Annotated in this window: 11 protein-coding genes; 3 read left to right on the top strand and 8 right to left on the bottom strand. The window is 61.9% G+C overall.

Annotation, left to right across the window (positions count from 1 at the left end):
• Positions 1-22: 22 nt before the first annotated feature.
• The 7 genes from BLT89_RS10780 to BLT89_RS10750 all read right to left on the bottom strand — a co-directional run bounded on the left by BLT89_RS10780 (position 23) and on the right by BLT89_RS10750 (position 9,522).
• The gene (locus BLT89_RS10780) at positions 23-844 is read right to left on the bottom strand and encodes an SDR family oxidoreductase (RefSeq protein ID WP_090194946.1); all 822 of its coding nucleotides are present in this window, start codon (positions 842-844) and stop codon (positions 23-25) included.
• An 84-nt stretch (positions 845-928) separates the two neighbouring features.
• Positions 929-2,917 (bottom strand): acetyl/propionyl/methylcrotonyl-CoA carboxylase subunit alpha, encoded by a 1,989-nt coding sequence (locus BLT89_RS10775; RefSeq protein ID WP_090194942.1) that lies wholly within the window; start codon positions 2,915-2,917, stop codon positions 929-931.
• A 115-nt stretch (positions 2,918-3,032) separates the two neighbouring features.
• Positions 3,033-3,827: an enoyl-CoA hydratase/isomerase family protein gene (locus BLT89_RS10770; protein WP_090194939.1), complete on the bottom strand. Its 795-nt coding sequence runs from the start codon at positions 3,825-3,827 to the stop codon at positions 3,033-3,035.
• Positions 3,828-3,931: 104 nt separating this feature from the next.
• The gene (atuD, locus tag BLT89_RS10765; protein ID WP_090194936.1) at positions 3,932-5,092 is read right to left on the bottom strand and encodes a citronellyl-CoA dehydrogenase; all 1,161 of its coding nucleotides are present in this window, start codon (positions 5,090-5,092) and stop codon (positions 3,932-3,934) included.
• Between the two features lie 19 nt (positions 5,093-5,111).
• A complete protein-coding gene (atuC, locus tag BLT89_RS10760; RefSeq protein ID WP_090194935.1) occupies positions 5,112-6,728 on the bottom strand; it encodes a geranyl-CoA carboxylase subunit beta in 1,617 nt (538 codons plus the stop codon).
• 5 nt (positions 6,729-6,733) lie between these two features.
• Entirely contained in the window at positions 6,734-7,606 is an 873-nt protein-coding gene (locus BLT89_RS10755; RefSeq protein WP_090194932.1) for an SDR family oxidoreductase, read from the bottom strand.
• Positions 7,607-7,734: 128 nt separating this feature from the next.
• Complete coding sequence (locus tag BLT89_RS10750) at positions 7,735-9,522, bottom strand: acyclic terpene utilization AtuA family protein (protein ID WP_090194928.1); 1,788 nt, start codon at positions 9,520-9,522, stop codon at positions 7,735-7,737.
• A 182-nt stretch (positions 9,523-9,704) separates the two neighbouring features.
• Between BLT89_RS10750 and BLT89_RS10745 the strand changes: the two genes are divergently transcribed.
• Together BLT89_RS10745 and BLT89_RS10740 are read left to right on the top strand one after the other, a co-directional pair.
• Positions 9,705-10,328 (top strand): TetR/AcrR family transcriptional regulator, encoded by a 624-nt coding sequence (locus tag BLT89_RS10745; RefSeq protein ID WP_197673561.1) that lies wholly within the window; start codon positions 9,705-9,707, stop codon positions 10,326-10,328.
• An 82-nt stretch (positions 10,329-10,410) separates the two neighbouring features.
• Positions 10,411-11,184, top strand: a complete 774-nt coding sequence (locus BLT89_RS10740) for a transporter substrate-binding domain-containing protein (RefSeq protein WP_157718854.1) — start codon at positions 10,411-10,413, stop codon at positions 11,182-11,184.
• Between the two features lie 7 nt (positions 11,185-11,191).
• Here BLT89_RS10740 and BLT89_RS10735 read toward each other — a convergent pair whose 3' ends face one another.
• Positions 11,192-11,359 carry a DUF2897 family protein gene (locus tag BLT89_RS10735; protein ID WP_090194922.1) on the bottom strand — a complete coding sequence of 56 codons (168 nt, stop codon included), beginning with the start codon at positions 11,357-11,359 and terminating at the stop codon, positions 11,192-11,194.
• A gap of 151 nt (positions 11,360-11,510) precedes the next feature.
• On the opposite strand from BLT89_RS10735, the gene pyrF reads away from it, so the two are divergent.
• Positions 11,511-12,206 (top strand): orotidine-5'-phosphate decarboxylase, encoded by a 696-nt coding sequence (gene pyrF / locus BLT89_RS10730; RefSeq protein ID WP_090194916.1) that lies wholly within the window; start codon positions 11,511-11,513, stop codon positions 12,204-12,206.
• Positions 12,207-12,272: the final 66 nt, after the last annotated feature.

Here is a 12,272-nt window from a genome sequence, read left to right as displayed (position 1 = left end):
TGTCGCTGACTAGCCCCTGCGGCTAGTCAACGAACAGATCGGTCATCAGGTTGCCGCCTTCGGGGTCGAAGCGGTACTGCGCAAACTCGTTTTGTCCCTGCTCACGCAGAATCTCCTCATCAATCAGCAGGCGACCGCTGATGCTGCGCTCCAGGCTGTTGAGGATGGCGTAGGCCGCATCGGCCATGATTGCCGGCGTGCGGGCATGCTTGAAGGCTTGCTGGCCGCCCAGTTCGAATTCGATGGCAGCGGTGGCAATCACCGTCTTCGGCCATAGTGCATTGACGCTGATGCCGTACTTCTTGAACTCTTCGTGCATACCCAGGGTAAGCATGCTCATGCCGTACTTGGTGGTGGTGTAGGGCGCGTAGCCGGCAAACCACTTGGGGTCGAGATTCAGCGGTGGCGACAGGCTGAGGATATGGCCCTTGCTCAGTTTGAGATAGGGCAGGGCAGCCTGGCTGCAGACCATCACGGCGCGGGTGTTGATCTGGAACATCAGGTCAAAGCGCTTGGGATCGAGCTTCTCGATACCGACCAGCTTGATCGCGCCGGCGTTGTTGATCAGCGCATCGATGCCGCCAAAGTGTTCGGCCGCTTGCGCCATGGCTACTTTGACTGCCGCTTCGTCGCGCACATCCAGTTGAATCGCCAGTGCCTTGCCACCGGCGGCTGCCACTTCGGCGGCGACCGAATGAATGGTGCCGGGCAGCTTGGGATGGGCTTCGGCGCTTTTCGCCGCGATGACGATATTGGCACCGTCGCGGGCGGCGCGCAGGGCGATTTCACGACCGATGCCGCGGCTGGCGCCAGTGATAAACAGGGTTTTGCCGTTGAGAGGCATAGCAGGCTCCAATGTAGTGTGGCTTTGCAGGACTGGCTGGTTCCCACGCGGAGCGTGGAAACGATCATCTCGGGTCGCGTTCAGTCAGGCCTCGGCGGCTTCGATTTCGACCAGCACCTGGCGGTTTTTCACCTGATCGCCCTGGCTGATGGCGATGCGTTTGATCACGCCATCGACGCCGGCCTTGATCGGGTGCTCCATCTTCATCGCTTCCAGCACCACCAGTAGCTGACCTTTGCTCACGGTGGCGCCGTTTGCCACCAGCACCTCGACAATCGCGCCATCCATCGGTGCCTTGAGGGTGCCCGAGCTGGCGCCGGCCAGGCCGCTGGCCGGCTCGTGGGTGACATCCAGCAGTTCCAGATTGCCGCGCTGGCCATACAACCATAGCCGATCCTGTTGCCGGGCATAGGCGATGCGCCGGCGAATGCCATTAAGCTCCAGGACCAGCCAGCGCTCGTCGCTGCCGAGCAGCTGCAGGCGGGTTTCTTCGCCGCCGCTGCGGGCCAGTAGTTGTGGTTGGCTTCCGGCGATCAGCACTTCCAGTTCGACGCCGAGTTTCTGTTCGCCGTGTTTGAACATGAAACGCCAGGGCGCGTTGCCGGCGTTACGCCAGCCGGCCAGTTCGCTTTGATGGGCGCGGGCATTGGCCGAGCTCTGGTAGCGCAGGGCGGCGGCAATTGCCAGCTCGGCAGGCGCTGGCGACTGCGGGCTCAGGCTCGGATCGTCGGCAAAGTGCTCGGGAATGAACGCGGTGGTGGCGTTGCCGGCGGCAAACTCGGGGTGGGCCAGCAGGTTGGCCAGAAAGCGCTGGTTGCCATTCACCCCCAGCAGCACGCATTCCTCCACCGCGCGGACCAGCTTGCGCCGGGCTTCGTCGCGGGTGGCGCCGTAGGCAATCACCTTGGCCAGCATGGGGTCGTAAAACGGGCTGACCTCCTGGCCTTCAAGCAGGCCGTGGTCGATGCGCACGCCTTCCAGCAGCTCCGGCTCCCAGCGCAGTACGCGGCCGGTTTGCGGCAGGAAGTTATTTGCCGCATCTTCGGCGTACAGCCGTACTTCCATGGCATGGCCAGTCAGCCGGATTTCTTCCTGCCTGAGCGGCAAGGGCAGGCCGGCGGCGGCGCGCAGCTGCCAGGCAACCAGATCCTGGCCGGTGATCAGCTCGGTAACCGGGTGTTCCACCTGTAGACGGGTGTTCATTTCCAGAAAGAAGAACTCGCCGCTCTGGTCGAGCAAGAACTCCACGGTGCCGGCGCCGACATAATTCACCGAGGCCGCCGCTTTGACGGCGGCTTCACCCATTGCCTTGCGCAGCGCGGGCGTCATCACCGGGCAGGGTGCTTCTTCCACCACCTTCTGGTGCCGCCGCTGTACCGAACAGTCACGCTCGCCCAGATAGACGATATTGCCGTGTTGATCGCCGAATACCTGGATTTCCACATGGCGCGGTTTGATCACCGCCCGTTCCAGAATCAGCTCGCCGGAACCGAAGGCATTCTGCGCCTCGGAGCGGGCGGTACGGATCTGCGCCAGCAACTCGGCAGATTCATGCACCAGACGCATGCCGCGACCGCCGCCGCCGGCGCTGGCCTTGATCATCAGCGGGTAACCGATGCGTTCGGCTTCGCTGCCGAGGCTGTCATCGTCCTGCGCTTCGCCTTCGTAGCCGGGAATACAGGGTACGCCGGCATCGAGCATGGCGATTTTTGACAGGCGCTTGCTGCCCATCAGGTGGATGGCTTCAACGGTCGGGCCGATAAACACGATATTGGCCGCTGCACAGGCACGGGCGAAGTCAGCGTTTTCCGAGAGAAAGCCGTAGCCGGGGTGAATCGCATCGGCGCCGGTCTTTTGCGCGGCGGCGATGATGTTGTCGATCACCAGGTACGACTGGTTGACCTGCGCCGGCCCAATGCAAACCGCTTCGTCAGCGATTTGCACGTGGCGGGCACCCGCGTCGGCTGCGGAGTACACCGCCACAGTGCGGTAGCCCAGTTCTTTGGCCGTGCGCATGACCCGGCAGGCAATTTCGCCGCGGTTGGCGATCAGAATCTTGTTGAAGGCGGGCATTTGGCTGCTCCTGCTGGTCGATCTAAGGTCTGGTCGGTGCTCACGTAGGAGCGGGCTTGCCCGCGATAAGCGTTAATGGCTTCGCGGCCAAGGCCGCTCCTACAGGTTGTGAGGATCATTGTGCCCAGCTGGGTGCGCGTTTTTGCACGAAGGCCATGGTGCCTTCCGCGCCTTCGGTACCGGTTACGGCGGCAGCGAATTGCCCAGCGGCTTTATCCAACAAGGGGCCTAGGGCTTCAGTTTCAGTGGCCAGCAACAATGCCTTGGTTTGCGCATTGGCTTGCGGCGCGCACTGGCGAATTTGTCCCAGTACTTCCTGCAACCGTGCCTCGATGGCTGCGCTGTCGGTCTCGCTGAAGTGCACCAGTCCGAGGCGTTCGGCCTCGCTGCCATTGAAGCGCGCCGCTGTCAGCGCCAGCCGCCGGGCCTGGGTCAGTCCGATGCGCTTGACCACGAACGGTGCGATCTGCGCGGGAATAATGCCCAGAGTGGTTTCCGGCAAGCCGAATCGGGCTTCGCTGCTGGCGATGGCAATGTCCGAGACACAGGCCAGGCCAAAGCCGCCCCCCAGTACCGCGCCTTCCAGTAAAGCGACCAGCACCTGCGGGCAGTTCTGCGCCTGCTCCAGCATGGCGCCAAAGGCGCGGTTGAGTTGGCGGTAAGCATCTGCCCCGGCACTGCGCGCGCCGGCCATATCCTTGATGTCGCCACCGGCGCAGAAATGCCCGCCGGCTCCGCGCAACACCAGGGCGCGCACGCCGGGATCCTCTTTCACGCTGTCGAGCACTGCACTTAGCTCATGCACCATTTGCAGGCTCATGGCGTTGCGGCAGTCCGGGCGATTGAGGGTAATGTGCAGCACGCCGGCTTCAGGCTTGAGCAGTAAGGTTTCGCAGTCAGGTAGCGACATCTTTTAATTCCATCTGACGTAGGGTGGGCTTCAGCCCACCGTCGTGATCGTGGGACGCAGAGCATCCCGTCATGGGTTCCCACGCGGAGCGTGGGCACCATCGATCAGCTTTTCTTTTTGCCCGGCAGTGTGCCCATCAGCTTGCAGATAATGCCGAGCATGATTTCGTCGGCACCGCCGCCAATCGATACCAGGCGCACGTCGCGGAAGGAACGCGACACCGGGTTGTCCCACATGAAACCCATGCCGCCCCAGTACTGCAGGCAGCTGTCGCTGACTTCGCGACCGAGGCGGCCGGCCTTGAGCTTGGCCATCGAGGCCAGCTTGGTCACGTCCTTGCCCTTTACGTACATTTCCACGGCCTGATAGACCAGCGCGCGCAGGGCTTCGATCTCGGTTTGCAGCTCGGCCAGGCGGAAGTGGATGACCTGATTGTCGATCAGCGCATTGCCGAAGGTTTTACGCTCCTTGCAGTACTCGATGGTACTGTCGACGCAGTACTCCAGGCCCTTGATGATGTTGGCTGCGCCGAACAGACGCTCTTCCTGGAACTGCAGCATCTGCATCATGAACCCGGCGCCTTCATGGCCGACGCGGTTGCGCTGGGGCACGCGCACGTTGTCGAAAAACACCTGGGCGGTCTCCGAACTGCGCATGCCGAGCTTGTCCAGGTGCGGGCTGAGGGTGATGCCGGGGCTGTTCATCGGCACCACGATCATGCTCTTGTTGACGTGCGGCTTGTCGTCGCTGGTATTGGCCAGCAGGCACATGAAATCGGCCGATGGCGAGTTGGTGATCCACATCTTGCTGCCGTTGATCACGTAGTCGTCGCCGTCTTTCCTGGCGTGGGTTTTCAACCCGGCGACGTCGGAGCCCGCACCGACTTCGGAGACGCCGATACAGCCGACCATGTCACCGGCAATCGCCGGACGCAGAAACTCTTCACGCAGCTCATCAGAACCGAAGCGGGCGATGGCCGGGGTGCACATGTCGGTCTGCACGCCGATGGCCATGGGCACACCGCCGCAATGGATGGTGCCGAACTCTTCCGCCGCGACGATCGAGTAGCTGTAGTCCAGACCCATACCGCCGAATTTCTCCGGCTTGGAAATGCCGAGCAGGCCCAGATCGCCGGCCTTCTTGAAGACTTCATGGATCGGGAAGGTGCCGGCTTTTTCCCACTCGTCGACATGCGGGTTGATTTCCTTGTCGACAAAGTTGCGGACGGTGCGGCGCAGTTCTTCGTGTTCCTGGGTAAAGATCATTTGAATAACTCCTAAGGTTTTACAGGCGGGCTACGCCAAAGCTGTTGGATTTAAGGGGGCGCACCTCGGCTTCGGCGCACAGGTCGAGCAACAGGCCCAGAATCGGGCGGGTGTCGCGCGGATCGATCAGGCCGTCGTCCCACAGGTTGGCGGTGCAGTGCAGCGCGGTTGACTGGCTGTCGAGCTTCTGCGCGGTGACAGTTTCCAGCATGTCGAGCATCTTCGGGTCGGCGGTCTGGCCCAGCTTCAGGTGCTTTTCCTCGGTGACGATGCGCAGCACCTTGCCGGCCTGGGCGCCGCCCATGACCGAGGTTTTGCTGTTGGGCCAGGCGAAGATAAAGCGCGGGTCGAGGCCACGGCCGCACATGGCATAGTTGCCGGCGCCGTAGGAGCCGCCAACCACTATGGTCAGCTTGGGCACCGTGGCGTTGGCCACCGCCTGGATCATCTTCGAACCGTGCTTGATCACCCCCTGCTGTTCCGACTCGGTACCGACCATAAAGCCGGTGGTATTGTGGAAGAACAGAATCGGCGTATTGCTCTGCTCACAGAGCTGGATGAACTGCGCCGCCTTGGCCGCGCCCTGGGGGGTGATCGGGCCGTTGTTGCCGATAAAGCCGCAGGCATTGCCTTCGATGCGCAAGTGGCCGCAGACCGTCTGGTTGTCGAACTCGTTCTTGAAGTCGAGAAACTGCGAGCCGTCGGCAATGCGCGCAATGATTTCGCGCACGTCGTAGGGCTTCTTGGCATCGTTGGGTACCAGCCCGAGCAGATCGTCTGCCGGGTACAGCGGGGCGGCGAAGCTGGGCTTGCTGCGTACCGGCAACTGCGCGTTCCACGGCAGTTGCGCGAGAATCTCGCGGGCGATACGCACACCATCGGCATCGTTTTCCGCCAGGTATTCGGCGGTGCCGGCGATCTGCGCGTGCATCTCGGCGCCGCCCAGTTGTTCGTCGGTGGCGATTTCACCGGTGGCGGCTTTCAGCAGCGGCGGGCCGGCGAGGAACATCTTGGCCTTGCCGCGTACCACCACCACATAATCCGACAGTCCCGGCTGGTAAGCGCCACCGGCGGTGGACGAACCATGCACCACGGTGATCTGTGGCAGCCCCATGGCCGACAGGCGTGCCTGGTTGGCGAAGGCGCGTGCCCCTTCGACAAAGATTTCCCCGGCGTAGGCCAGGTTGGCGCCACCGCTTTCGGCCAGGGTCAGCACCGGCAACTTGTTCTCGCGGGCGATCTGTTGCAGGCGCAGGGATTTGCGCAGGCCGCTGGGCGAAATGGTGCCACCCTTGATCGCGCTGTTGTTGGCAATGACCAGGCAGCGCACGCCTTCGACATAACCGATACCGGCGATGATGCCGCCGCCGGCCATGCTGCCGTCCTTGTCATCGTGCAGTTTGTAGCCGGCCAGTGACGACAGTTCTAGAAAAGGCGCACCGGGATCGAGCAGCAGGTTGAGGCGTTCGCGCGGCAGCAGTTGCCCGCGCTTGTCGAACTTGGCCTTGGCTTCATTGGCCTTGTTCAGTACCAGTTGCTCGACGTCGCGAAAACTGGCGATGGCCGCGAGCATGGCTTCTCTGTTCTGCGCGAATTCGGGGCTGTTGGCGTCGATTTCGGATTGGATAACCGGCATCGTTATTACTCCTGATCCTTCAATACATCGGGCAGATACGCCCGGTGAAAGCCGTTGTAAGGTGCGGTTGGCACGCTGGTCTTGCCCAGCGTCCAGGCGCGGGTGCCCTGGCTGGCGGCACCGTCAATGCGCACGGTATTGCCGCTGATGAAGTTGGCGCCCGGACTGAGCAGGAACACGATGGCGCTGGCTACCTCCGACTCGCTGCCAATGCGCTGCAAAGGCACGTGGTTCTTCAACGAGCGAATCATGTTCTTCATCGACTCGGGATAGGTGTCCATGCCGCTGGAGGCAATCCAGCCCGGCGCCACGGCATTCACCCGCACACCGGCGTGGCCCCACTCGTAGGCAGCGGTCTTGGTGAAGTTCTCCATGCCGGCCCGTGCGGCGCCGGAGTGACCCATGCCGGGCATGCCGCCCCACATGTCGGCGAGCATGTTGACGATGCTGCCACCGTGTTTGCTCATGCTCTGCAGGAACACTTCCTTGGCTACCAGAAAACCGCCGACCAGATTGGTGCGGATTACGGTTTCGAAACCTTTCTGGTTGATGCCGATCAGCGGGGAGGGGAACTGGCCGCCGGCGTTGTTGACCAGATGGTGAATCTGTCCATGCTCGGTCACCACGTTCTGGATCATCGCTTTGACCGAGTCTTCGTCGCGAATGTCGCAGGTCTGCCAGCTGGCGCTGCCGCCATCTTCGGTGATTTCGGCGCAGGTGCTTTCCAGTTTGTCCTGCTTGCGCCCGACCAGCACCACATGGGCACCCAGATGCGCCAGCTCATGGGCCACGCAGCGGCCAATGCCACTGCCGCCGCCGGTGACCATGATGGTCTGGCCGCTGAACAGGCCGGGTTTGAATACCGAGTTGTAGCTCATGTCGGGTGGGTCCTCATCTGATGGTTCCCACGCTCTGCGTGGGAACCGGAATCCGCGGACGTTTGGTGTCCTGTGCGACGCGGAGCGTCGCTGGCGGCATTCCCACGCGGAGCGTGGGAACGATCAAATCAAAGCTGTTCGGCCAGGGCCCTGGGTACCGGCACCGGGAACTCCAATAACTGCTGGGCAAACGCCTTGCCTTGCGGGTCGATGCGCAGGCTGGCGACGCCGCCGCCGCCCAGGGAATTTTCCAGCAGGAAGTTCAGGCTGTGGCTGCCCGGCAGATACCAGCGGGTAACCTTGCCGGTCTGCGCGTCCAGCGTGTGTTGCATCCATTGCGCCACAGCCGTCTCGCTCAAGGCAGCCGCGATCCATGCCAGATACTCGGGCTTTCTGGCCATCACGCCGATATTGCTGTGGTTGCCCTTGTCGCCGGAGCGCGCCACCGCCAGCTTGATCAGTGGCACGCTGCCATCTGCCTGGCCCTGTGCTGCTGGTGGCGGAATGTCCGCAGCAATCGCCGACGGGTTGAAAGCTTCCAGCTGCGGCAGTGCCACCGGCAGACGTGCACCCTGCAGTTCGACTTCCAGGGTGCAACTGCTCTTGTCGGCCAGAAAGGAGAACAGGCGGATCACCGGATATACCGTTGGCCGGCCGCCGACGATGCCGGACAAGCCCGGCGCCATGCCGGTGGCGGCCTGGGCAATCTCGCGGGAGAACAGGATCAGCGCTTCTTTCTTGCTGTGGCGCACGGCGATCTTGACGATCACTTCGCGGGTGTCGCGACGTTGGCCATGCTCGCCGTAAGTGGCCTCGGTGCCGAGCAGTTCGATATTCACCTCGCGGTAGGCGCCCCAGTCGCGTTCGGCAAAAATTTCTTCGGTTTTGTTGATGATTGCCTGGCTTACCCGTTCGGCTTTCTTCACCGCATCGATGCCGCCGAGCAAAAAACTGGCCGAGCAGCGGAAGCCGTCCGGGTGGGTCGCGCTGACCTTGTACTGCGTGGTTGGCGGCAGGCCGCGGGCGCCCTTGAGCAGCACACGGTGTTCACCGACCTGGGTCAGTTCGACCCGGGTAAAGTCGCAGACCACATCCGGCAGGTAGTAGGCACGTGGGTCGCCTATTTCATAGAGCATCTGCTCGCCCACCGAGAACGGCGTAACCAGGCCACCGCTGCCGGCGGGTTTGGTCACCACGAAGCTGCCGTCAATCTGTACTTCCACTACCGGGAAACCGATGTGTTCGTAGTCCGGCACGCTCTCCCAGTCGGTAAAGTTGCCGCCGGTACACTGGGCGCCGCATTCGATGATGTGCCCGGCCAGCGCGGCCTGGGCCAGGCGGTCGTAATCGTCCCAGGCCCAGCCGAATTCATGCACCAGCGCAGCGCTGACCACGGCGCTGTCGACTACCCGGCCGGTGATCACGATATCCGCCCCGGCATCCAGTGCAGCAACAATGCCCGGTGCGCCCAGATAGGCGTTTACCGAGACACAGAAGGGTGGCAGGGCGCTGCCATTGAACATTTCCCGGGTGCCGGCCTTGGCGAACTCACCGAGCCTGGGTTGCAGGTTGTCGCCGTGCAGCACGGCAATCTTCAGCTTGACCCCGGCCTGATCACAGGCGGCTTGCAGTGCTGCGGCGCAGGCGATCGGGTTGACCCCGCCGGCGTTGCTGATTACATGGATTTTTTTTGCCGCGATCTGCCCGAGCAGGGGCGTCAGCACCTCGACGAAGTCGGTGGCATAGCCGGCATCCGCCTTCTTCATGCGTGCACCGGCCATGATCGACATGGTCACTTCGGCCAGATAGTCGAAAACCAGATAGTCCAGTTCGGCGCCGTTGACCAGTTGGGCGGCAGCGGTGGAAGTGTCGCCCCAGAAAGCCGAAGCGCAGCCGATACGCAGTGTCTTGCTCATGCTCATGACGCCCGTTGTCATTACGATGGCTTAACACTACCAAGCAAGCGCTTGGTCGACAATACTTTTGCGCTAAAGTTTTAAACCAAGCGCTTGCTCAGTATTATATGCGCTACTATTTTTGCTCAGCGGGCCGGCATTGGCTCTTGCCCGAAGAGCCGGCACAGGTGGGAAATATGAGTCTGGATGAAAAAAAGGCCCAACAGGTCATGGACCAGCTGGTCAGTCAGGGCCTGCTCACCGATCCGGAAAGTGCCCGCGGCAAATTGCAGCAAACTGCCGCCCACCTGTTTCGCAACAAGGGTTTCGAGCGCACCACCGTGCGTGATCTGGCCAGCGCCGTCGGCATCCAGTCGGGCAGCATTTTTCATCACTTCAAAAGCAAGGATGAAATCCTCCGTTCGGTGATGGAGGAAACCGTGATCTATAACACCGCGCTGATGCGTGCAGCCCTGGCGGACGCCAGTAACATCCGCGAGCGGGTGCTGGCGCTGATCCGCTGCGAGTTGCAATCGATCATGGGTGGTACCGGCGAGGCGATGAACATTCTGGTCTATGAATGGCGCTCGTTGTCCGACGAGGGTCAGCAGTACATTCTCGGGCTGCGCGAAACCTATGAGCAGCTGTGGCTGGACGTGCTGGGTGAAGCGCGGGATGCGGGATTTTTCAGCACTGATCCATTCATTCTGCGGCGCTTTCTGACCGGCGCGCTGAGCTGGACCGAGACCTGGTTTCGCCCCGACGGCCCGATGAGTCTGGACCAGCTGGCGGAACAGGCGTTGACCCTGGTGCTCAAGGAAGGTTAAACGGCTTTGCCTGCGCCATATCAAGGTGTGCAGCTTGTTTGTCACTAGAATGAACGCACGAAATCACCTCTGGTTGTCCTTTATGCGCGCACTTGTCCCTGCTTTCCTGCAGCTGCTCCTGCTGGTCCTGCCGCTCCAGCAGGTATTTGCGCAAACCCAGGTCAACGTCGGCGCTTACAATTTCCCGCCCTACGTCATGCAGGCAGAAAGCGAAGATCCGGAAGGTCTGCTGATTGACTTGCTGGCATTGCTCAACCAGCAGCAGACGGAATTTACCTTCGTGCTGGTGCCGACTTCGGTCGCCCGGCGTTATCAGGACATGAATTCGGGGCGCTATGACCTGATATTTTTCGAGTCTGCGGACTGGGGCTGGCAGGGCGTTGCCCTCAATTCAATGGACATGCCCATCGAAGACGCGGATATCTTTGTGGCGAAAAACCAGCCAGGGCGCAACCAGGACTATTTCGATACGTTCAGCGGCAAACGCCTGGCGCTGCATACCGGCTACCACTATGCCTTTACCGGCTTCAATGCGGATCGCGACGCGCTGCGCCAGCATTATCAGGCAGAATTTTCCTATTCCCCTGAAAGCAATCTGCTCAGGGTGCTGTTCGGGCGTTCGGATATCGCCGTGGTCAGCCAGTCGTTTCTGGATAACTTCATAGCGCAGAATCCGCAGTCGGCGGATCAGTTTCTGGTTTCACAGCGCAAGGACCAGGTTTATCGGTTCCAGGTGCTGTCGCGCCCGGGCAGCCCGATCAGCGTCGACCAGCTACACCAGCTGTGCTTGAAGTTGCATGGCAGTGAACAGTTGAGCGCCCTGCTGCGCAAATATCATGTGCAGGCAAAGCATTGAGCACTGCCTAGTCATCCCTGGCGTCACGGGCGTTCTGCTCGATATTGCGTTCCTTGATGCGCTTGAGCTGTTCGGCGCTCAGTGGCAGTTTTGTGGCGCTGTCGCGCAGCAGCAGCAGGCTGCCGACAATCGAGCCGAGCGCCAGAATGATGATCAGCCAGGCATACCAGGGCATAACGGGTTACTCCTCCGCCGCTTGAAATTCAACCATACGCTCGCCGGCCAGGCTTGTCGCGCCTGCCGCTGACGAATGCCCGGGCGGTCGTCACCGCTGCTGCAGCTTCCGCTACAATGCGCGCGATTTCCCCGTTGCCCGAGACCCAGCCATGGCCTGCCAGACCCCGATTATCGTTGCCCTCGATTACCCCTCCCGTGATGCGGCGCTGCGCCTGGCGCGGCAACTCGACCCGGCGCAGTGCCGGGTCAAGGTCGGCAAGGAGCTGTTTACCCGTTGCGGGCCGGCGGTGGTCGAGGACTTGCAGGCTCTGGGTTTCGAGGTGTTTCTCGATCTGAAATTCCACGACATCCCGAATACCACGGCGATGGCGGTGAAGGCGGCTGCCGAACTGGGGGTGTGGATGGTCAATGTGCACTGCTCGGGTGGTTTGCGCATGCTGACTGCCTGCCGCGAAGAACTGGACAAAAGCAGCAGTGCGCGACCGCTGCTGATTGGCGTCACGGTGCTGACCAGCATGGAGCAGAGTGACCTGGCCGGTATCGGTCTGGACGTGGCGCCGGCCGAGCAGGTCATGCGCCTGGCCGGGCTGGCGGCACAAGCCGGGCTGGACGGTCTGGTCTGTTCGGCACAGGAAGCCACAGCGCTGAAAACCGCGCATGCCGGGTTGCAGCTGGTTACCCCGGGGATTCGTCCGGCCGGCACAGCCGCAGACGACCAGAAGCGCATTCTCACCCCCGAGCAGGCGCTGGCTGCCGGTTCCGATTATCTGGTGATCGGCCGGCCGGTCAGTCAGGCAGACAACCCGGCGGCGGCAGTGGCAGCGATTGTGGCCAGTCTGGGCTGAGCGACCGGCATTATCAGCGCTGTCGATAGTCACCCAAGCGAGAAATAGATAATACGGATCGCCCCG

The organism is Pseudomonas pohangensis, assembly GCF_900105995.1.
Taxonomy (GTDB): Bacteria; Pseudomonadota; Gammaproteobacteria; order Pseudomonadales; family Pseudomonadaceae; genus Aquipseudomonas; species Aquipseudomonas pohangensis.
The sequence above is the reverse complement of the archived record's forward strand: the minus strand, read 5'-3'. Positions and strand labels throughout refer to the sequence as shown.